The organism is Runella sp. R0.1_18 (assembly GCF_057652155.1).
Map to the genome: position 1 here is coordinate 13,526 of NZ_JBYFCK010000038.1, position 20,393 is coordinate 33,918.

The window sequence follows — 20,393 nt, forward strand, 5'->3', positions numbered from 1 at the left end:
TTACTTCCAATCTGGGTTTTGTTCCAATTTAGGGTTGGCGTTTATCTCGTCTAGTGGAATAGGGAAATACTTGTTTTTAGCCGTTGGGGTACGCGAAGGATAGACGTTGTTGACGGCTCTAGGAATCACACTCATAAATTTGTCGGTGCGGGTTAAATCATACCAGCGATCACCTTCGGCAAAAAACTCCCACGAACGCTCCTGCAATACAGCATCGATGAACGCATCTTTGCTCAACCCTGCTTTCAAATCGGGTAAACCAGCACGTTTGCGAATGACATTCACAAATCCATACGCATTGGCAGTAGCACCGTTTAGGCGTGCCTCAGCCTCGGCTGCAATGAGGTACATATCAGGTAAACGGAAAATGGGAATGTTGGGAATTTGTCCCACAATCGTATTGGGATCTTGGTATTTTTTTATCAAAACACCTTGGGTTGTAATCGGCGTAATGCTGCGTTGGGGCACTACCGCACCGCTCCGATTGATGTAAGTAGTATCCAAAAGCTGACGACGCTTATCGGCGGGGTCGAACGAATCAAAGAAAGATTGATACGCAAACATCGACCCAAACGACGTACGAGCATAATCGACACCTGCATTGCCTGGAGGGCCACAAAGGCCCGTCAACTGGTGAGCGCGCCCAGGAGAAATGGGAGCAACCTCAAACGCCCACATGTTTTCAACACGAGCCGCGTCTTCTTTGTCATAACGATAGACATCGCGCACATCGGGCATCAACGAATACTTTCCTGAGGCAATCACTTCTTGGGCTTTTTGCAAGGCTTTTTGCCAATCTTCGTTGTACAAAGCAGCTTTGGCATAAAGTGCATTGACCACTTCTTTGGATGGACGACCTTTCTCAACGGCTGGATACGACAACAACCCTGCGGCTAATGCTTGATCTAAGTCGGTGTAAATCTGCTTATAAACGTCAGCTTTAGAACTTTTTGGAATGGTTGCTTCGGCTTCAGAGGTACTCGGTTTTACTTTTACGGGAACATCGCCAAAGTTTTTGGTCAAATTCCAGTGGTAAAATGCCCTCATAAAGAGTGCTTCCCCTACGATTTGTTTTTTGCGCGTTTCATCCATGACGGCAGCAGGGACTTTTTCGATAACCCAGTTTGCTTTTTCGATACCGTCGTAGCACGACGCCCAAATCTGTTGCGGCGATTCGTTGGTACGCCCTGCCGTACGTTGGGTGGTGTAGTTGGCGTCATAAGCAAAAAGTGTCAGGGTGTTACGCCCTACTACTGCCCGTGGGTAAGATTGATCTGCACTGAAATCGGACACAATGGTGAGCGCAGGCCCAACCCCCATATCACCCAAAGGGTCATAGACGGCGACAAGCCCTTTTTCGGCATCTGCGGCAGTTTTATAGAAAGCCTCCGTGTAAATGGAGGAATAAATGGTTTCTTCTAAGCTACAGCTCCCCAGCCCCAAAAGAGGGAGTAAAAAGAAGAGCTTTTTGGTTACTGATTTCATATGTCTTGTACGAAGTTTTTTAGTTCAATTAATAGGTGATTGTTAAATAGTCAATCACGCTGAATTTTATCGGTAAATGAACAAGAATCTCCTGAAACCCCACGCCGCGGCGGCGTACCGCCTTTAGGCTGGGGTAAATATCACCGCAACCTTCTCGGCTTTAGCCTTGACTCTTTTGTACTAAGAGGTTAAAAATCAGGGCTAAAGCCCTACTAATACCCTATTAATAGTCCCCAGCCTAAAGGCGTGGGGTTAAGGCAGTAGTTTATTCAGTTTGATTTCGTCAATTCACTTAAAGCCTGATAATTAAAACGTTACTTGAATACCGCCCAAGAACGAGCGTGCTTGTGGATACACGAAGTTGTCGATGCCAATGACAGTATTAGAACCCGCAAACGTATTTACCTCAGGGTCAAAACCGCTATAGTTGGTAATGGTAAATAGGTTGTTGGCCGACACGTACACCCGAATGTTTTGAATGCCTTTGATAGCAGGAAGGGTGTATCCCAACGTCACGTTTTTGCAACGGATGTACGAACCATCTTCTACGTAATAGCTGCTCACAGGAAGACGTCCGCCTTGAGCAGCACTCACGTACTGGTTGCTTGGATTAGTAGGCGACCAGCGATTGACGACGCCTTGCAACAAATTGCGTTGCCCAAGTGGGTTTTCAAACGACAAGCGGCTGAGGTTGTAAATATCATTGCCTTGCGAACCCGACAAGAAAGCACTAATGTCAAAACCTTTATAAGCAAGGTTGGTCGAAAACCCAAAAATGAAGTTAGGATTAGGGTTGCCCGTAATAGTTTGGTCGGCTGAGGTAATGGTGCCGTCTCCGTTTAAGTCTTTGACCTTGTGGCCGCCCAAACGCCCATCGTAGCCTGGCAAAATAGTTTCGCCCGTTTGGTTGATTCCATCAAAAATATAGGATTTAATCAGCCCTAACGGCTCCCCAACTTTCAAAATGGTATAGCTCGTGATAAAACGCTCGCTGGTAGTTCCGCCGTCGAGGTCTAGTACTTTATTACGATTGCGGGTTAAGTTGGCCGACACTGTCCATTTGAGCGGCCCGTCTAAGATGCGGGCATTGGCCGCAAATTCAATCCCTTTATTTTCTAATGACGCATAGTTACCTGTGATACTCGCATAACCCGACGAAAGTGGTAATGTCTTGATATACAACAAGTCTCTCGTGATTTTGTCGTACACATCCACAATCAAGCTAAAGCGGTTATTGAGTAAACTCACGTCCAATCCGACGTTGGTTTGGGTTGATTTTTCCCAACGCAAATCAGGGTTGGCAATCCCCGTTGGATTGATGCCCGTTACGTAAGCATTGTTAAAAACATAATCACTTCCCGTAGCAGCCACCGTACTCAGCGACTGGTAAGGCGAAATACCGCCCGCATTCCCCGTGATGCCGTAGCTTGCTCGTAGTTTAAGGTCAGAAAGCCACGTTACGTTTTTCAAAAACGGCTCTTCAATCAAGCGCCATGCCGCCGAAACCGCAGGAAAAAATCCATACTTATTGTTGGCGCCAAAACGGCTCGAACCATCCACACGGGCAGTCAAGTCCAAGAAATACTTGTCTTTGTAGCCATAATTTACCCGACCCATATACGAATCTAGGCGCTGCTTGCTACGACTGCTGCTAACGGTGCGGTTGAGGGCTAGTTGCAACGCTTCGTTTTGCGTAGCGTCGTTCGGGAAGCCCGAAGCACTGATTGAGTTCGCATTGGCAAATTCAGCCTGTGAGGCAAACACCCCCGTAAATTTCAAGCTATGGTCTTCGGCAATGGTTTGCGAATAGGTCAAAATGCTTTCGTGCAATAGTCCTAAGAAATTGCTGTTGGATTTTGAGCCCGAACCAGAATTGTCGTTTAAGTCTCTCAAACTAACAATTGAACGCGGCGAATAGCGGTCGTTGATATTGTTCTGTAAATCCACGTTAAAAGACGCCCGATACGTCAATCCTTTCAAAATAGTAGCTTCACCGTAAAGATTCACCAACGTCCGTTTGAGGGCGGTTTTGTTCAGCACCGCCGCAAGCCCAAGCGGATTCGTTACTTCACGATAACGCCCGTCTTCTTGCTCGCCAAAGGGAAAAATGCTGCCGTCGGAGCGATAAGGTTTCAAAGTAGGCGGTGCACCGATGGCAGCGCCCAAGATGGTGCCAGTTACGACGTCAGCATCACCTTGGCTGGTCGAACCTGTCTGAATCCCCGAGTTGACCGAATAACTACCCAAAATACTCGTCCCGACTTTGACGCGATTGCTGATTTTATGATCGAGGTTTAGCCGATACGAATACCGTTTAAAATTGGAACTGATAATAATACCGTCTTGGTCAAAATAGTTAGCCGAAAGCGCCAATTGCGTTTTTTCATTTCCTCCATTGATCGACAATTGGTGGTTTTGAATGGGGGCATCGCGGAAAATGAGGTTTTGCCAGTTTACACCTTCACCCAACGAAGCTGGATCTTTGTAGTAGCTGTTTTTGAAAACTTCATTTTCTAACTGTGCAAATTCGGCAGCATTGAGCACAGGCAGCGTTTTAGTTACTTTTTGCATTCCGTAATACGTGTCAAGCGTTACGCGCGTGGCTCCGCTTTTCCCTCGTTTGGTCGTAATTAGCACAACGCCATTGGCCGCGCGCGCTCCATAAATCGCCGAGGCCGAAGCATCTTTTAGTACTTCTACACTTTCAATGTCATTAGGATTGATGGTCGAAAGGGGACTCACGTCGTTAATTCCCCCTCCGTTAGAAATCTGAATCCCATCTACTACATACAGAGGTTCAGACGTTCCATTGATCGAGTTGGTACCACGAATTCGGACGCTAACGTTTCCACCTGGCGAACCTGAGTTTTGATTAATCTGAATCCCTGATACACGGGCTTGTAAACCCTGGGCCACGTTGGCAACCGGAGTTTGTACTAAGTCCGACGATTTGACAGAAGCAATCGATCCCGTTGTCTCTATTTTTCGCTGGGTACCATACCCTACAACCACTACCTCATTAAGGGCTTTTACGTCGGCTTCTAGCACTACATCGACCACACTGCGACTGTTCACCTCTACCTCTTGTTTGAGATAACCAATAAACGAAAATACCAACGTAGCCTTGGCAGGTACACCACTGAGCTGGTACCTACCTTCTCCGTCCGATACGACTCCTTTTTGCGTACCTTTTACCGTTACATTTACTCCAGGAAGCGAGCCGCCCGAACCGTCGGTGATTTTTCCCTTGATGGTCAGGTCTTGGGCATAGGCACTGGAAAGCAGGCCACAGACGAATAACCATATTCGTAATTTTCCTAGCATAGGATTAAAGGGTTTTGGTAAATTGAAAATATACAATTTTTAAAGGGTTGAATAATCGTTTATCAAAAAGCCTTTTAGATTATTGAAATGACGATTTTGAGGGAAATTAGGACAGACTTTTAAATAATCAACAGAAAAAATTGAATTTTAACCACAAAAACTATCGGGAACTTTCCCGAAACTGGTGTCGATAGTAGTAACTGTTAAATCAATACGTCTTTACTTTTAGAAAAGAGATGAAAGCAGAAAGATAGGCTGTGAAAGCTAAAAAATAAAAAAAGTACAAAAATGATTAAGTGTTCGAAGTGCCAACAAATAGAGTATGTTCAGAAGTCGGGGATTGTGCGCGGAAAACAACGCTATTACTGTAAATCGTGCGACTACCATTTTACGTTTCCTAATGAAGCGGTAGAGCGCCAAAACAAACCCCGCCACCAAGTGACCATTATGGACATCGCCAATGAGCTTGGGATTTCCAAATCGACGGTGTCGCGGGCGCTACGGGGACATACTGATATTCATGAAGGAACGCGCAAAATGATTTTGGATTTGGCCCAGCAGTTGGAGTATCAACCTAACCCGCTTGCCAATGCTTTGCTAAAAAGTCGGACCAATATTGTGGGGATTTTGGTCCCAGAATTTCGGCATTACTTTTTCCCAACGGTCATCATGGGCGCGCAGGAGATTCTGTCTAAAGCAGGCTATAACGTGATGATTTGCCAGTCGGATGAATCGTACGATACCGAAGTGGCCAACGTCAAAGCCTTGATGAACAGCCGCGTGGACGGTTTGCTGGTGTCGGTCACTACCCAAACCAACAACGTGGATCATTTTCGGGCGGTGCTGCGGAAAGAAGTGCCTTTGGTGTTTTTCAACCGCGTGTGCCCCGAACTAGATACGCCCCAAGTCATTGTGGACGATTATGCGGGAGCATTTCAGGCGGTGGAGCATTTGGTGCAACAGGGCTACCGACGCATTGCGCATTTGGCAGGGCCTGTGTCGCTGTTGGTCAGTCGATTACGAATGCAAGGGTATTTGGATGCCTTGCAAAAACACGGCCTGCCTGTGGACAATGAGTTGATTATTCACTACGATTTGACCGAAGAAAAAGCGCGGATTTATGCCAATTACCTATTGAGTTTGCCCCAGCCTCCCGATGCGATTTTTGCCATCAATGACCCCACGGCCATTGAAATCATATTGGTGGCCAAAAGCCGAGGCATTAAAATTCCGCAAGAACTAGGCATCGTAGGTTTTAGCAATGACCCAATTTCAGCCATTATTGAGCCGCCTTTGACTACGGTTGAGCAGCCCGTTTGGGAAATGGGGCGACAAGCAGCGCGTATTTTATTGGAACAGATGGAAAATCCTCGCATCGAAACCTATCAGTTGCCTACGAGATTGGTTGTGCGCGGGTCTTCTGTGAATTGTTGAGTTTTCTTCCCCCGCAGAATAGCGCTGATAGTAGTCTGCGCCAATCTGCGGAAAAACATAGTTCTCTACAATATGCCTTTCAAAACAGTTGAAACTCCTTAATTCCAGCAAAACCGTAAGAATCCAGAATCACCAACCGAAACTTTTGGGCAGCAACGGGGCTGATGTCTTTACTCCAACTGCCCATTTTTTCATCTTGGGCCAGTGTCAGCCATTGGCCTTCTTTTTCGTACTGAATTTCAAAGCGTTTAATTTGAGATTTTTGATACACCGCTTCACTTACTTTAAGCTGTTTAACCGTTTGTTTCTTACCCAAATCAACTTCTATCCAGCCCTTATTTTGAAATAGACTGAAAGCCGCTTCTGACTGATAATGCACGTCTTTTCCATAATACGCCTCAAAATCGACGTCAGTACGCCGCCCCATTTTCCAATGCGTGGCGGGGTTGTCATCAAAAGCCGCCGAGGGGTCGTGCAAAAATTCACCCATTGAACTCGAAGCAGTTGCTTTTTTGCCGTAAGCCAGTGAATAAGTGGTCGTAAAAGGGATAATTTGTCCCAATTGCGCAGCAGGTTTATCCAACGAAAGCGTCACAATGGTCGCGATGGAATCACGCCCGTTTTGAGGTATTTTCAAAGTAACATCCGCTTTGGTTTGCACGAATGAGACCGTGGTTCCGTCTAACAAAGACACTTTTTTGACGTTGGCTATCATGGGAGGGAGTTTGATTTCGTCGCCCGTGTTGTTCAATAAATGCAAATACAGTTTATTGCCTCGGTACGAACTCACATAGTCTTTTGATGGCGTATAAATCCCCCCCTTGGTTTGGTAAACGGCTTCCGCGTTTTTGTTTAACCAATTGCCCATTTCGGTTGCCCGTGCTACAAAGTTGGTTGGAAAAACGCCCAAACTGTCGGGGCCGATATTGAACAAAAGGTTTCCGTTTCCACCTACGCACCGAAGCAACGTATGCACCGATTCTTTCAAACTGCGCGGGGTATCGTTGAAACGCCACGCCCACTGATGCCCCATGTTAGTGCAGGTTTCCCAAGGCACTGCGCCATAACCCGCCACAAACCCTTCAGGTGTGGCATAGTCGGCATACTGCCCTACCCGCGCGTGCGATTCGTCGGGATTGAAAGGTTCGAGCCGATTGTTGATGATGATTTCGGGCTGTAACTTACGTGCCAACTCAAACACTCTTTTGGGGTGAATGGGGCTGGGCGACCCTTCGTAATCAATCCATAACAAGCTGATTTTGCCATAATTACTCAACAATTCACGCACCTGCTCTTCCACCCGATTGGCAAAAATATCGTTCGTTTTGGGGTTCCGACAATCGGGGTCTTTCCAGTCTGCCACCGAAAAATACCAGCCAATGGGCATCCCTGCTTCGTGGGCAGCTTGGGCAAGTTCTTTACAAACATCCCTTCCAAAAGGGCTGTTCATGATATTGTAAGACGTGGTTTTGGTATCAAAAAGGCAAAAACCATCGTGGTGTTTTGACGTCAAAACCAAGTACTTCATTCCCCCCGCCTGGGCCAACTTCACCCATTCTTTGGCGTTGAATTGCTTGGGGTTAAACCGCAAATACAACGAATCGTATTTGCTTTTACCGTAGCCATTGCGCGACCAACTGATTTCTTTTCCAATCAGTGACACAGGTCCCCAATGGACAAACAAGCCCATTTTGGCATCTTGCCACCACTTTAGGCGCTGCTCTTTTAAACTGTTTTTTTGAGTAATGCCTTTAAAAGCAATTAGAAAAAGCAGAAGAATGACGGATGTTTTTTTCATTGAAAATGGCGTTTAACTACCTGATAATATGACCTTTTTGGGCGTAGTATAAAATGTAAGCATAACACAAAACGGGTAGCACAAAAGCAACACGAATGCTGTGTATATCCGAAATGAGCCCCATAAGTGGAGGCACAATGGCTCCCCCTACAATGCTCATAATAATCAACGACGAACCTGTTTTGGTATAAGCACCCAAGTCTTTGATACTTAATGTAAACAAGATGGGGTACATCACCGACGTAAAAAGCCCCACCACAGCAAGCGACAAAATCGAAAGATAACCCGTACTTAAAATTGCCACTAACACCAAAACAATCGCCCCCAATCCACAGACCGTCAACACTTTGGAGGGATTTATTTTTTGCAGAAAATACGCCCCAGCCAAGCGCCCCACTAAGACCAAGGCCATAAATAAGGTGATAAACAACGCGGCTTTCTGTTCCCCTAATCCATCAATTTCCAGTGCTTTGGAATAACGAATTAAAAAACTGACAATCCCTACTTCGGCACCCAAATAACAAAATACGCCCAGTGCGCCCAGCACCGTATGTTTAAACTTAAAAATGGCTTTTAATCGAATAGCACCTTCGCCCTCTTCCTGAATATCAGGCAGTTTAATATAAAACAAAGCCACTCCCAAGACAACAAACAAAGCCCCCAAACTCAGGTAAGGCATTTTGACTAATTGGGCTTCGGCGTTGAGATAATCGGCTAATTGACTCGGACTAAATTGCTGAACAGCCGTTTCGGGCGTGTCAGTGGCATGAAGCAAAAACACCGCCCCAATATAGGGGCCGATGGTAGCGCCAACAGAACCCACGGCCGCCGCCAAGCTCAACCTACTTGAGGCTTTTTCGGGGTCTCCTAAAATAGAGAGGTAGGGCGTAGCCGTCACTTCCAAGAAAGTGAAACCTGCGGCCATGATAAACAAAGCGGTCAAAAAAAGCGGATAAAAGCGCGTTTCGGCGGCTGGGAAAAATAAAAATGCGCCCAATGCAGCCATGAAAAGGCCCGTAATCATGCCTGCCCGATAACCAAAACGACGGATGTATTGCCCCACGGGCAAGGCCAACAAAAAATATCCACCAAAAAAGGCCGACTGTACCAACGACGACTGAAAATCAGTCAATTGACAAGCTCTTTTGAGGTGTGGAATAAGCACATCGTTGATGTTTCGACTCAAATTCCAAATAAACATCAGGCTCATTACCACCAAAAGCGGAATCAGAAATTGGTTTCGGTTTTTCACTTCAGGCATTCATTTAGCATAAAAACTGGTTTCATTTTAGCCCAATGCTCGTCAGATTTTGCATCCGCCAATCGTTGTTGGAATCCATACATAAAAGCGGCCCACTCTGGTTGTCGAGGCATTTTACCAATGGCTTCAAAAGCCGTATTTAGGTCAATGCCTTCTTCGGTTTCGACAATCATAAACAGCCGCGTGCCGATGCGATAAATTTGCATATCTACGATTCCACCCGCCCTGATTCCTCGGGGAATTTCGGGCCAAATGTGTTCGGGCTGATGAAAATATTCGTATTGGGCAATGAGTTCGTCGTCGCCTTTCAAATCGAGCGCCAAACAGGTTCTGTGTGTTTTCATCTTCTTTATTTTTTATAGCCCAACTCCGCCCCTCCGCTCACTGGCATGATACAACCCGTTATGAATCGGGCGGCCTCAGAGACCAAAAACACCGCCACATCGGCAATGACGTCGCCTTCGGGGCAATAGCCAAGGGCGTGAATGTTGTCTAGATAATTTTCAATAACCGCTGGATTAGGCTGTTGTGTTGCCCATTCTCTCAGCATGGGCGTCCATACACCCGCAGGACAAATGGCGTTGACCCTAATACCAAAAGGAGCATAATCCAAGGCCATGGCTTTGGTTAGGGCGCTCATCCCCCCTTTGGTAGCTACGTAAGCCGCATGATTTTCTTGCCCCATCGTCCCGACCATGCTGGAGGTGTTTAAAATACAGCCCTTGGTCGCTTTCAGGGCTTCAATGCCATAACGGGTCGTCCAATAGACACTTTTCAGGTTGATGGAAAATAAGCTATCCCATTCGTACTCGGTGGTTTGGTCGAGCGGTTTTGAAGGACTGGCAATCCCAGCATTGTTATGAATCACGTCTATTTTACCAAATTGAGAAAGGGCTAAATCAATCGCTGCTTTTACGTCTGCTTCATGTTGCACGTTCCCCACAAAACCAGCGTGTTCGTTGCCTAAACGGCTCATTAACTGATTCAAAGAAGTTTCGTCTTTGTCCATCACCAAAACCCGAGCGCCCGCTTTTACATACGCATCAGCACAAGCTTCGCCAATGCCCGAAGCACCTCCCGTGAGAAAAATGACTTTATTGGTCAATAGTGTCATGTTTTTGGTGGCTTAGGGTTTCAAATCACTGCTGCTGCCTGCTTCCTGCGGCACTTGATAATAGCCCCCAACGATATTGGCTGGATGCACAAAATAGGGGCGTAAATGCGGAATATGCTCTAAAAACAGGTTTTCGTGCCCCATCCCGATGTGATTAAAAAGCACCAAATGCTGATGAATCTGCCCCATATCTCCGACGTGGGGCAGTACTGGAATATTGAATTTTTTGGCCAATAAACTAACCGTCAAAAACTCCGAAACACCCCCTACGCGCACGGCGTCAACCTGGCAAAAATCCATGGCTTTGGCTTGCAGAAAATTCTTAAAAATTACCTTATTGGGAATATGCTCACCCGTGGCCACTTTAAAAGGCGCAATGGCTCGGGCAATGGCCTGATGCCCAAAAACATCATCAGGGTGCGTAGGTTCTTCAATCCAATACGGGTTGATACTGCCCAGCCGCTGACAAATATCCAAGGCTTGCGGTACGTTCCATTTTTGATTGGCATCCAGCATGATGGTGGCGGCCTCTCCCGCCGTTTCCCGAATCAAAGCCGCACGTCGGAGATCACGGAGGGGGTCATCAGAACCTACTTTGAGTTTAAGAGCGGTGAAGCCTTTGTCGAGGGCTTGCTTGGTTTTTTCAACGATGAGCTCGTCCGAAAAATTAAACCAACCTACCGAGGTATCGTAGCCTTTGTAGCCAGTAGTGAGTATCGAATTTCTATTGTCTCGCGTCTTATACTGTTCTTTGAGTAATTGAATCGCTTGTTCACGGGTAAGTTCGTCTTCTAAATAACTCAAATCCAGTGTATTTACAAGCTCTTCGGGCGACAAATCCAGCAGTAACTTCCAAAGAGGAACCTGACGCGATTTTGCCCAAAGGTCGTAGCAAGCATTGACAATAGCCGCCAATGCTAAATGAACGACGCCTTTGTGGGGACCCAACCAACGGTAAGAAGGGGAGTCAACCAGCGAGCGATAGGTAGTCCCGAAGTTGGCCATTAGGGCTTCAATCTCCTGGCCTGCCAGTTTTTCGGATAAAAATTGAATGGCTTGACAAACCAAGTCAGTACCCACCCCCAAGGTAAAAGCCAACCCTATTCCTTCCAGAGAGTTATTGGTTTTTAACACACAAACCGCATAGGCGTATTGTGGATTGGTGTGGGTTGCATCGGAACCCGACCCATTGGGGAGGTCAAAACGTCTGTCAAGTACCTCAATAGCAGAGATAACCATAAAGGTTTCGAGGGTATAATTGTTTCTATTTCTTTAACGGATTACTTCCTTGTCAACGTTTTCTGATTTTCACAAAACCTTTATTTTGAAAAGAACTATTATCCGAGCGCATCACCACCTTCAGGATGGAGCTTGTTCCTTTATCAATCTGGCCTGTTCGGTTGATAAAAAACACATTTTCTTTGGGTTTTCTTTGAATGAATTCCTGAAGTGTGTTGGGGTCTTTATCAAAAATAATTTCAGCTTTTTCTACCCACATCCCCGTTACGCTGACGGCATTGGTAAAACTCACTTCGTACTGACCAGGTGCGGTGATGTACTTCCCTAAATCAATACTCATTTGACCTTTACCGTTTACAAAATCTTTGGTATCCCATTCCTGCAAAATGGTATATTCTTTGGCTTCTTTCTCTGCTTTTGGAAGTTCAAAATCAGTCACGTAATAGGCCGCCAAACTCCTAATCAGTGGAGTACCTTTGTGCTCGGTCACCTTTAACTTTATCGCCGTAACTTCAATGTCTTCGAAATAATCAATTTTGGTCACACCAATTGAGCTACCTGTTGTCAATTTTTCCCACTTATTTTTGGCAAGTCCCCACACTTCATATTTTCTGATTCTGTGGCCTTGTCGGTAGTCTTCTTTCAAGATCAAGTGATTAATTTTTGTTGGTTTTTCAAGCGACAAGACCACCTCTTTCGCGGCTTTGTTGTTCACTTCCGCCAAGGGACGCTCAAATCTTCGGTTGATTTCTGCCCCAAATTCAGCATATCTTTTTACATCTCCTGCGGGGATAAGCCCCGTCGTATCGGGGTTAGAGTTGAGCAGTAACGTACCTCCGTGGCCAACCGATTTGTAATAAATCTCCATCAACTCTTCCACCGAGCGGCGCTTGGCTTCATTTTTGGGTGACCAAAACCAATTGTGGTTGTACAACGTGACGTCGGCTTCCAAAGGAGCCCAAACATCGCCATCGGGGTCGTCATCGTATTGGGTTGCTACGCCCGACTTTAAAACCTTTCCTTGGAGGGAATTCCAAACGGGATAATGCAAAATACCACTTTCAGTACCTGGCCAGCGGATGGTGGCATCTGAGCCTTGGAAGATGACCGCTTTGGAAGCATATTTTTGCAAAATATCGCTCACGGGCACCTTACAAGAGCCATCAAACCATACTTCGAGCATCTCGCCATAATTGGCCAAAACCTCGGTGAGTTGTTGTCTGAAAATTTTATTGTACGCTTCCTGTTTGGAAGGGTCTTTGGTGATGCCTCCGCTTCCGAGCCCTGCCCCCCATTTGATGTCACCAGGGTAAATATAAATCCCCAAGTTTAAACCTGCTTTCTTGCAGGAACTTGCCAAATCTTTTATAAGGTCTCCTTTGCCGTTTTTCCACGGAATATTCCTAACACAATACTCGGTGGTATGGGTAGGCCACCAGCAAAAACTACCCGCGTGTTTGGCCACAAAAATGATTTCTTTGGCGCCCCACGACTTAGCCACCCTGCACCATTGATCGGTGTCGAGTTTGGTAGGATTGATGCGAGAAATGTCAAATTCGCCCGTCTCGTCGTACTCTTGACCGAGCCAAGTCGCCACCCCAAAATGGACAAACATAATGCGCCCTTGTTCCTGCCATTTGTACTGAACAGCAGAAGGTTTGGCCAATTGCTGGGCCGATACTTGAACATGGACAAACAGGCAAAGGATAATAAAAAACTTCTTCATTGGAAAGAATAATGGGTAAGTCAAAAGAATTGTACAAAATAATGGGCGATTTTTAGCAAAAACCTATTTTAGGTTGCTATTTATCAATACTATATTTGCAAAAATGAGACACACCCGTAAAAATGAAAGCTACCTACACCCTTTTACCCGATTTTACAACCGCCCAAAAACCCTTTGTGGTCAAGCAAATTGTACGGTCATCGTTTGCCACCGACTTCCATTTTCACAATGAATGTCAGCTGGTTTATATTTTATCGGGTGCTGGTACGCGGATTATTGGGGGAACTATCGAGCGTTTTGAGTGCGGAGATTTAACATTTGTTGGGCCCAATGTCCCTCACGTATGGTACAGTGAATTTAACGCTGCAAGCGAGCATGAGCCTGCGGTATCAGTGGCTTTGTACATCAATCCTACTACATTGACGGAATACCTAAAACCTTTTATGGACACAAAGTTGTTGGAAGAGTTTTTTGTGCAGTCTAAAAAAGGAATTAGCTTTTCTGGGAAGAAAAAAGAGCGCATTATTGGCTACTTGCAAGACATGTTAAACAGTAAGAATATGCAGTTATTGTCCTCGTTCTTACAGATTATGGTGCTTTTACTTGACCCTGAAGACATGATTTGGCTCAATAGAGCCCCGCTGCTTTCTACGTTTACGGATAAAAATCAAAACCGTGTTTCGCGATTGATGGAGTACATTCAGCGGAACTTTAGGGAAGACCTCACCATTGAGCAAGCTGCTTCGGTGGCAGGGTTACAATTACATTCGTTTTGCCGTTTCTTTAAAAACCTTACTTACCGTACTTTTTCAGATTTTTTGAACGAAGTACGCATCGCATTTGCCTGTCAGCTTTTACAGCAAACCGACTTACCGATTACGCAAGTAGCTTTCGAGAGTGGTTACAGTAACGTCTCATATTTCAACCGTTCGTTTAAAAAAATCCACCAACGTACGCCCAGAGAGTTTCGGGCTCAAATAAGTACGTTACGTTAAATGGCTTTTTCATCATTTTTTCCCCGCAGATTGACGCAGATTTAACTCGCAGAGTAGCGCTGATAATAGTCTGCGAACATCTGCGTCAATCTGCGGAAAAAAGTTTAGCCAGCAATAACCCCCAAACGTTTTCCTACTTTAATGAACGCTTCGACGGCGCGTTGTAGATGTTCTGGCTCGTGCCCTGCCGAAATTTGTACCCGAATCCGTGCTTTGCCTTTGGGAACTACTGGATAGAAAAAGCCGATGACGTAAATGCCTTCTTCCAACAACTGTTTGGCAAACTCCTGCGCCAAAGGCGCGTCGTACAACATAATGGGCACGATGGGATGTTCGCCTGGCAAAATATCAAAGCCTGCGGCGGTCATGGCCTCTCTGAAATAACGGGTATTGGCTTCGAGTTTATCACGCAGGGCGGTCGATTGGCGTAGTAATTCCAATACTTTGAGCGAAGCACCTACGATGGAAGGAGCGAGGGTATTGGAAAACAAATACGGCCGCGAACGCTGACGCAACAACTCAACGATTTCTTTACGCGCCGCCGTAAAACCACCCGACGCGCCACCCAAGGCTTTGCCGTAGGTGCCAGTGATGATGTCGATACGACCAAGTACACCTTTGTGCTCGGGCGTTCCCCGACCTGTTTTGCCCATAAAACCGCTGGCGTGGCATTCGTCCACCATCACCAACGCTTGGTATTGATCGGCCAAGTCGCAGATTTTATCCAATTGAGCAATGGTGCCGTCCATTGAAAATACGCCATCGGTGACAATCAATCGGCGGCGGCACGAGGCACTGGCGCGAAGTTGTGCCTCCAAATCCTCCATGTTGTTGTGCTGGTAGCGGAAACGTTTGGCTTTACACAAACGAATCCCGTCGATGATGGACGCGTGGTTGAGTTCGTCGGAGATGATGGCGTCTTCTTCTCCCAACAACGGTTCAAAAACACCGCCGTTGGCATCAAACGCAGCGGCGTACAAAATACAATCTTCGGCCCCCACAAAAGCGGCAGTTTGGCGCTCAAGTTCTTTGTGAATATCTTGTGTACCACAAATAAATCGTACCGACGAAAGGCCAAAACCGTGGGTTTCGAGGGCTTCGTGAGCGGCTTTAATTACCTCAGGATGAGAAGATAACCCCAAGTAATTATTGGCACAAAAGTTCAGTACTTCGCGGCCATTTTGAACGGTAATTTCTGCCGACTGTGGCGATACAATGATTCGTTCTGATTTATAAAGCCCCGCTTCTTTGAGGGCATTGAGTTCTTGTTGGAGTTCGTTTTTGATGCTTGCGTACATACGTTTAAATAACTTTTTCGGTGAGGTGGGTAATCATTTCTTTCGTCATTTTGGGCAAATCGAAACGAGGCTTCCAGCCCCAATCGCACCGTGCGACCGAATCGTCAATGGTTTTGGGCCACGAATCGGCAATCGCTTGACGGAAATCAGGCTTATAATACGTTTGAAAATCAGGAAAATAAGTCTGTATTGACGCCGTAAGCTGGGCGGGGGTGAAGCTCATTCCTGCCAAATTGTACGACGTTCGTACCGTGATGGCCGCTTCGGGCGCTTCCATCAATTCCAACGTAGCGCGAAGAGCATCGTCCATATAAATCATGGGTAACAACGTATCGGCGGCTAAAAAGCACTCGTAGTTGTTGCCTTGGACGGCCTCGTGATAAATCGCCACGGCGTAGTCGGTGGTGCCGCCTCCAGGCATAGATTGGTAACTAATGACGCCTGGGTAACGTATCGAGCGAACGTCTAGCCCATACCGTTTGTGGTAATAAACCGACCAGTTTTCGGCGGCCACTTTGCTGATACCATAGACCGTTGAGGGGTCGAGGAGCGTCGATTGAGGTGTTTGGTACTTGGGAGCTTGCGTGCCAAAAGCGGCGATAGAGCTTGGTACGAATACTTTTTTGACTTGGTGGAGGCGAGCTACTTCCAGTACGTTGAGCAGGGTTTGCATGTTGAGGTTCCACGCCCAAAGCGGGTCGGCCTCGCCTTTGGCCGAAAGAATCGCTGCCAAATGATAGATTTGGGTAACGCGATAACGTTGCACAACGCTGGCGAGCATCGTGGCGTCGGTCGCGTCTAAGCGTTCAAAAATTGCTTGTTGGTTTTCCCCCGCTCGAAGGTCGCTGGCAATGACATTCTCCCAGCCGTAGAGGCGTTGTAAATGAGGCAACAATGCCGTTCCAATCTGACCATTTGCGCCAATCACTAAAATCGTTTCCTGTTTCATAACTGTGGCGTTTTAGCTGATTTTTAACTTTTGATGAAGTGCAATTAACGGCACAAAGTTATATAGACACTACTATTGACGCACATAATCCAAATAAATCCATTAATTTTACTGAATCTTATTATTTTTAAAGAAAATATCACTAAACAGGATTAAATTGAGATAGTATAAAAAGAAAATTTTATGGCACTCGAATCACTTGATGACATTGACAAAAAACTACTGCGCCTTTTGCAGGCCGACGCAAAACTCACAACCAAAGAATTGGCCGCTCGATTGGGACTTACCTTGTCGCCCGTTTATGAACGAATTAAGCGCTTAGAACAGCTTGGGTTTATCAAACAGTACGTGGCTATTTTGGACAAAGACTTGCTTGGGCAGCCCATTACCATCTTTTGCCAAGTGTCGATGCGCTACCACGACAAGGCATTTATTGAGAGCTTTGAAGAAGAAATCCAAAAGTTGGAAGAAGTACAAGAGTGCTACCACATGGCGGGGCAAGTAGATTTCTTGTTAAAAATCAACGTGGGGAGTTTGGACGAATACCATCACTTTGTACGAAATAAATTATCAAAAATTGAAAATATAGGTACACTCAACAGTACCTTTTCACTCAAAGTCATCAAGCACAGTTGGAGTTATACGGTAAAGTAACAATGATTATTATTTTTTAGCACTTATTCTCCTTACAGTTGTTTATCTTTACTTTTAAAAAACAACGTATGAAAATGAAACCGTTATTTAAGCTTTGGCTATATGCAGCGGGAATGCTGCTACTGACAGAAGGCTGCTTCTCTGACCCCACCAAAAGCCGAACAACAACAATAGTTGGAACAGTCATCGATAATGATACCAAATTGCCAGTGGAAAATAATGAAATAGCTATTTGGGGAAACAATGGCGTATTGGCATTCAAAGGCATAAAATTAAAAACTGTATTTACAGATAAGGATGGTAAGTATTCAGCCGTAATTGATGTTCCCCAAAATTACCATTCCCTTAATTTAGATAATATTTTTAATGTTTATAAACATAGGGATTTTTTACTTTTGTTAGATGGCAAACAAACAAATTTTTGTTGCCCTGTTCAAGTAGGTTCAAAAACGCAGTACGATTTCATCATGCTCCCCAAATAAAATCTCCTTAACGTAATACTTATCTTTGGACATCCATCCACCCTTACCCACGCTGCTGCCTATGAAACAACCCTGATTTTTGTATTAAAACTTCACTTTTAAAAACAACGTATGAACATGAAACGATTATTTAAGCCTCTGCTCTACGCCGCCGCTGTGCTGCTGATGAGCGTGAGTTGTAAGAAAGAAGAACCCAACCCTTTAGATGATGGGGTTGTCTCTTGTGCCACAGGTGATTTATACGATTGGGTATTGATTACCAAGTTTGAAAACGAACCCGCTGACGTAAGCCGAAGTGCTTTGCTGTTTAAACGGGGTTTCAATGTAGGAGGAGGATACAAACCAGACCTTCCTCAGCATAGCATTTTATTATGCGGGTTAAGTGAGGATAAAGTAAAAGATTTGGAGCAGACCTACATTTTTACCAATGAATACATGGAAAACCCGCGTTACCTCTACCAGGTATGGGGACGTATCTTTTGGGCACGAGGTATTGGGGGATTTACTGGTATTCCAATTTTGAGAGTGCAAATTGATAAAGTTGAAAGAACTCCATAAACCATTTAAAACAAATACGGCAATGAAAAAGATAGTACCCCGATAGCGCGAGGCTCCGACTCGTGATAATTATCAAAAGGCTTCCAGCCTTTCATTCTCCTAAAACTCAAAAGCTTCACTAAAAAAAAACAACATATGAAAATGAAACGATTAATAAAGCTTTGGCTCTATGCAGCGGGAGTGCTGCTCCTGACCGAAGGCTGCTTCTATGACCCCACCAAAAGCCGAACTACCACCGTCTTTGGTACAGTTACTGATTTTGATACAAAATTGCCAGTGGATAGTGTTGAAATTGCCATAGATGGTGAAAAGGGCATATTAGGGTCTGTAAGCCGCCCACTAAAAACTGTATTTACAGATGCCAATGGCAAGTACAATGTAGTCGTTGATGCTCCTAAAGAATTTCATTCACTTACTGTAGTAAATTTATGGGATCGTAAATTTTATCCTAAATACCGAGACTATCAAACATTTCTGAATGGCCAGCGAACAGGCAACTGTTGTAAGGTAGAAATAGGCTCAAAAACGCATTACGATTTCATCATGCTTCCCAAATAAAATTGCCTCAGCGTAATACTTATCTTTGGACATCGATCCACCCTTATCTACGCTACTACCTATGAAACAACCCTGATTTTTGTATTAAAACTTCACTTTTAAAAACAACGTATGAACATGAAACGATTAATCAAACCATTTCTATACGCCACGGTAGTGATGCTGATGAGCGTGAGCTGTAAGAAAGAAGAGCCTAATTTAGATTGTAACGACGGCACTTGCTGTGGCTCTGTTCAAGCCGGCAGATTCAAATTCATTCAACAGGTAGAAAATGCCCCTGCTGATTTTTGGACTACAGGCGGCGGAGGTTTTCATTTTTCTTCAAACGTCCTTGCTACTCGTTTTGCCTCTATGGGAATTTGTGATATAAGTGCGGAGAAAGTAAAAGATTTAAAACATACTTCAACTTTGGGAACTGGCGTAACGCCCCCTTTTAAATACCGTGTTTGGGGTAAAATATATCAGGTATTAGATGCGCGAGTTATTATCGACATACCGATTTACATGATCAACGTTGAAAAAGTAGAAGAAGTAAAGTAAACCATTTTTAAACCTACATACCCGATAGCCCGAGGCTCCGACTTGTGATAATTATCAAAAGGCTTTCAGTCTTTCATTTCTCTAAAACTCAAAAGCTTCACTTAAAAAAACAACGTATGAAAATGAAACGATTAGTAAAGCTTTGGCTGTATGCAGCGGGAATGCTGCTTATGACAGAAGGCTGCTTCTATGACCCCACCAAAAGCCGAACTACCACCGTCTTTGGTACAGTTACTGATTTTGATACTAAGTTGCCTGTAAGTAATGTTGAAATTGTGATATATGGACAGAAAGGTATATTGGGATCTGTAACTAGCGACTTGAAAATAGTATCCACTGATGCCAATGGCAGGTACAATGTGGTGGTTAATGCGCCAAAAGAATTTCACTCACTTGGTGTAGCAAATGGTTTAGTCCATGATATAAACTTAGTAGTTAAATACCGAGACTATCAAACATTTCTGAATGGCCAGCGAACAGGCAACTGTTGTAAGGTAGAAATAGGCTCAAAAACGCAGTACGATTTCATCATGCTTCCCAAATAAAATTACCTCAACGTAATACTTATCTTTGGACATCGATCCACCCTTATCTACGCTACTACCTATGAAACAACCCTGATTTTTGTATTAAAACTTCACTTTTAAAAACAACGTATGAACATGAAACGATTAATCAAACCATTTCTATACGCCACGGTAGTAATGCTGATGAGCGTGAGCTGTAAGAAAGAAGAGCCTAATTTAGATTGTAACGACGGCACTTGCTGTGGCTCTGTTCAAGCCGGCAGATTCAAATTCATTCAACAGGTAGAAAATGCCCCCGCTGATTTTTCAAGGAACGGCGGTTTCAATTTTTCACCAGAAGCAAATACTCCAATGCGAGATATTATTGTTTGTGATGGTAACTGTTTAGGTACGCTATTTGCATAGATGAGATTATGGAAGAGTTGATTAAAGAAATATCGGACTTGAAGGC

At 44.9% G+C, this 20,393-nt stretch carries 19 protein-coding genes; 9 read left to right on the forward strand and 10 right to left on the reverse strand.

What is annotated here, in order from left to right:
* Together AC23P2_RS30200 and AC23P2_RS30205 are read right to left on the reverse strand one after the other, a co-directional pair.
* Positions 1 to 1,485 carry a RagB/SusD family nutrient uptake outer membrane protein gene (locus AC23P2_RS30200; RefSeq protein ID WP_487776648.1) on the reverse strand — a complete coding sequence of 495 codons (1,485 nt, stop codon included), beginning with the start codon at positions 1,483 to 1,485 and terminating at the stop codon, positions 1 to 3.
* A gap of 306 nt (positions 1,486 to 1,791) precedes the next feature.
* Positions 1,792 to 4,809: a SusC/RagA family TonB-linked outer membrane protein gene (locus AC23P2_RS30205; RefSeq protein ID WP_487776649.1), complete on the reverse strand. Its 3,018-nt coding sequence runs from the start codon at positions 4,807 to 4,809 to the stop codon at positions 1,792 to 1,794.
* Positions 4,810 to 5,097: 288 nt separating this feature from the next.
* On the opposite strand from AC23P2_RS30205, the gene AC23P2_RS30210 reads away from it, so the two are divergent.
* The gene (locus tag AC23P2_RS30210) at positions 5,098 to 6,243 is read left to right on the forward strand and encodes a LacI family DNA-binding transcriptional regulator (protein ID WP_487776650.1); all 1,146 of its coding nucleotides are present in this window, start codon (positions 5,098 to 5,100) and stop codon (positions 6,241 to 6,243) included.
* 79 nt (positions 6,244 to 6,322) lie between these two features.
* On the opposite strand, the gene AC23P2_RS30215 is transcribed toward AC23P2_RS30210, so the two are convergent.
* Genes AC23P2_RS30215 through AC23P2_RS30240 form a run of 6 tightly spaced genes read right to left on the reverse strand, consistent with a single transcriptional unit; the run spans position 6,323 to position 13,381 of the window.
* Positions 6,323 to 8,041 carry an alpha-L-fucosidase gene (locus AC23P2_RS30215; protein WP_487776651.1) on the reverse strand — a complete coding sequence of 573 codons (1,719 nt, stop codon included), beginning with the start codon at positions 8,039 to 8,041 and terminating at the stop codon, positions 6,323 to 6,325.
* A gap of 16 nt (positions 8,042 to 8,057) precedes the next feature.
* The gene (fucP, locus tag AC23P2_RS30220) at positions 8,058 to 9,302 is read right to left on the reverse strand and encodes an L-fucose:H+ symporter permease (protein WP_487776652.1); all 1,245 of its coding nucleotides are present in this window, start codon (positions 9,300 to 9,302) and stop codon (positions 8,058 to 8,060) included.
* On the reverse strand, positions 9,290 to 9,646 hold the full coding sequence (locus AC23P2_RS30225; RefSeq protein WP_487776653.1) for an L-rhamnose mutarotase: 357 nt from the start codon (positions 9,644 to 9,646) through the stop codon (positions 9,290 to 9,292). The genes fucP and AC23P2_RS30225 overlap by 13 nt, the downstream gene beginning before the upstream one ends.
* A gap of 5 nt (positions 9,647 to 9,651) precedes the next feature.
* Positions 9,652 to 10,416, reverse strand: a complete 765-nt coding sequence (locus AC23P2_RS30230) for an SDR family NAD(P)-dependent oxidoreductase (RefSeq protein WP_487776654.1) — start codon at positions 10,414 to 10,416, stop codon at positions 9,652 to 9,654.
* A gap of 12 nt (positions 10,417 to 10,428) precedes the next feature.
* The gene (locus AC23P2_RS30235) at positions 10,429 to 11,655 is read right to left on the reverse strand and encodes an enolase C-terminal domain-like protein (protein ID WP_487776655.1); all 1,227 of its coding nucleotides are present in this window, start codon (positions 11,653 to 11,655) and stop codon (positions 10,429 to 10,431) included.
* A gap of 52 nt (positions 11,656 to 11,707) precedes the next feature.
* The gene (locus AC23P2_RS30240) at positions 11,708 to 13,381 is read right to left on the reverse strand and encodes an alpha-L-fucosidase (RefSeq protein ID WP_487776656.1); all 1,674 of its coding nucleotides are present in this window, start codon (positions 13,379 to 13,381) and stop codon (positions 11,708 to 11,710) included.
* Between the two features lie 122 nt (positions 13,382 to 13,503).
* Between AC23P2_RS30240 and AC23P2_RS30245 the strand changes: the two genes are divergently transcribed.
* Positions 13,504 to 14,376 (forward strand): helix-turn-helix domain-containing protein, encoded by an 873-nt coding sequence (locus tag AC23P2_RS30245; RefSeq protein WP_487776657.1) that lies wholly within the window; start codon positions 13,504 to 13,506, stop codon positions 14,374 to 14,376.
* A gap of 104 nt (positions 14,377 to 14,480) precedes the next feature.
* Here the strand turns inward: AC23P2_RS30245 and kbl are convergent, their stop codons facing one another.
* Together kbl and AC23P2_RS30255 are read right to left on the reverse strand one after the other, a co-directional pair.
* A complete protein-coding gene (kbl, locus tag AC23P2_RS30250) occupies positions 14,481 to 15,674 on the reverse strand; it encodes a glycine C-acetyltransferase (RefSeq protein ID WP_472487990.1) in 1,194 nt (397 codons plus the stop codon).
* A gap of 4 nt (positions 15,675 to 15,678) precedes the next feature.
* Entirely contained in the window at positions 15,679 to 16,623 is a 945-nt protein-coding gene (locus AC23P2_RS30255) for an NAD-dependent epimerase/dehydratase family protein (protein ID WP_487776658.1), read from the reverse strand.
* Positions 16,624 to 16,806: 183 nt separating this feature from the next.
* On the opposite strand from AC23P2_RS30255, the gene AC23P2_RS30260 reads away from it, so the two are divergent.
* The 7 genes from AC23P2_RS30260 (at position 16,807) to AC23P2_RS30290 (ending at position 20,347) form a co-directional block, all read left to right on the forward strand.
* A complete protein-coding gene (locus AC23P2_RS30260) occupies positions 16,807 to 17,277 on the forward strand; it encodes an Lrp/AsnC family transcriptional regulator (RefSeq protein WP_028523820.1) in 471 nt (156 codons plus the stop codon).
* Between the two features lie 74 nt (positions 17,278 to 17,351).
* Positions 17,352 to 17,759, forward strand: coding sequence for a hypothetical protein (locus AC23P2_RS30265; protein ID WP_487776659.1), 408 nt, complete (start codon positions 17,352 to 17,354; stop codon positions 17,757 to 17,759).
* A gap of 117 nt (positions 17,760 to 17,876) precedes the next feature.
* Complete coding sequence (locus AC23P2_RS30270; RefSeq protein WP_487776660.1) at positions 17,877 to 18,317, forward strand: hypothetical protein; 441 nt, start codon at positions 17,877 to 17,879, stop codon at positions 18,315 to 18,317.
* A 141-nt stretch (positions 18,318 to 18,458) separates the two neighbouring features.
* Entirely contained in the window at positions 18,459 to 18,875 is a 417-nt protein-coding gene (locus AC23P2_RS30275) for a hypothetical protein (protein WP_487776661.1), read from the forward strand.
* 117 nt (positions 18,876 to 18,992) lie between these two features.
* Positions 18,993 to 19,415 (forward strand): hypothetical protein, encoded by a 423-nt coding sequence (locus AC23P2_RS30280; protein ID WP_487776662.1) that lies wholly within the window; start codon positions 18,993 to 18,995, stop codon positions 19,413 to 19,415.
* A 122-nt stretch (positions 19,416 to 19,537) separates the two neighbouring features.
* Positions 19,538 to 19,960, forward strand: a complete 423-nt coding sequence (locus AC23P2_RS30285; RefSeq protein WP_487776663.1) for a hypothetical protein — start codon at positions 19,538 to 19,540, stop codon at positions 19,958 to 19,960.
* A 117-nt stretch (positions 19,961 to 20,077) separates the two neighbouring features.
* The gene (locus tag AC23P2_RS30290; protein WP_487776664.1) at positions 20,078 to 20,347 is read left to right on the forward strand and encodes a hypothetical protein; all 270 of its coding nucleotides are present in this window, start codon (positions 20,078 to 20,080) and stop codon (positions 20,345 to 20,347) included.
* Positions 20,348 to 20,393: the final 46 nt, after the last annotated feature.

What these genes read in the sequence shown, in the direction of transcription:
- AC23P2_RS30200 (WP_487776648.1), bottom strand. Translation starts at nt 1,485, where the DNA reads ATGAAATCAGTAACCAAAAAGCTCTTCTTTTTACTCCCTCTTTTGGGG.
- AC23P2_RS30205 (WP_487776649.1), bottom strand. Translation starts at nt 4,809, where the DNA reads ATGCTAGGAAAATTACGAATATGGTTATTCGTCTGTGGCCTGCTTTCC.
- AC23P2_RS30210 (WP_487776650.1), top strand. Translation starts at nt 5,098, where the DNA reads ATGATTAAGTGTTCGAAGTGCCAACAAATAGAGTATGTTCAGAAGTCG.
- AC23P2_RS30215 (WP_487776651.1), bottom strand. Translation starts at nt 8,041, where the DNA reads ATGAAAAAAACATCCGTCATTCTTCTGCTTTTTCTAATTGCTTTTAAA.
- fucP (WP_487776652.1), bottom strand. Translation starts at nt 9,302, where the DNA reads ATGCCTGAAGTGAAAAACCGAAACCAATTTCTGATTCCGCTTTTGGTG.
- AC23P2_RS30225 (WP_487776653.1), bottom strand. Translation starts at nt 9,646, where the DNA reads ATGAAAACACACAGAACCTGTTTGGCGCTCGATTTGAAAGGCGACGAC.
- AC23P2_RS30230 (WP_487776654.1), bottom strand. Translation starts at nt 10,416, where the DNA reads ATGACACTATTGACCAATAAAGTCATTTTTCTCACGGGAGGTGCTTCG.
- AC23P2_RS30235 (WP_487776655.1), bottom strand. Translation starts at nt 11,655, where the DNA reads ATGGTTATCTCTGCTATTGAGGTACTTGACAGACGTTTTGACCTCCCC.
- AC23P2_RS30240 (WP_487776656.1), bottom strand. Translation starts at nt 13,381, where the DNA reads ATGAAGAAGTTTTTTATTATCCTTTGCCTGTTTGTCCATGTTCAAGTA.
- AC23P2_RS30245 (WP_487776657.1), top strand. Translation starts at nt 13,504, where the DNA reads ATGAAAGCTACCTACACCCTTTTACCCGATTTTACAACCGCCCAAAAA.
- kbl (WP_472487990.1), bottom strand. Translation starts at nt 15,674, where the DNA reads ATGTACGCAAGCATCAAAAACGAACTCCAACAAGAACTCAATGCCCTC.
- AC23P2_RS30255 (WP_487776658.1), bottom strand. Translation starts at nt 16,623, where the DNA reads ATGAAACAGGAAACGATTTTAGTGATTGGCGCAAATGGTCAGATTGGA.
- AC23P2_RS30260 (WP_028523820.1), top strand. Translation starts at nt 16,807, where the DNA reads ATGGCACTCGAATCACTTGATGACATTGACAAAAAACTACTGCGCCTT.
- AC23P2_RS30265 (WP_487776659.1), top strand. Translation starts at nt 17,352, where the DNA reads ATGAAACCGTTATTTAAGCTTTGGCTATATGCAGCGGGAATGCTGCTA.
- AC23P2_RS30270 (WP_487776660.1), top strand. Translation starts at nt 17,877, where the DNA reads ATGAAACGATTATTTAAGCCTCTGCTCTACGCCGCCGCTGTGCTGCTG.
- AC23P2_RS30275 (WP_487776661.1), top strand. Translation starts at nt 18,459, where the DNA reads ATGAAACGATTAATAAAGCTTTGGCTCTATGCAGCGGGAGTGCTGCTC.
- AC23P2_RS30280 (WP_487776662.1), top strand. Translation starts at nt 18,993, where the DNA reads ATGAAACGATTAATCAAACCATTTCTATACGCCACGGTAGTGATGCTG.
- AC23P2_RS30285 (WP_487776663.1), top strand. Translation starts at nt 19,538, where the DNA reads ATGAAACGATTAGTAAAGCTTTGGCTGTATGCAGCGGGAATGCTGCTT.
- AC23P2_RS30290 (WP_487776664.1), top strand. Translation starts at nt 20,078, where the DNA reads ATGAAACGATTAATCAAACCATTTCTATACGCCACGGTAGTAATGCTG.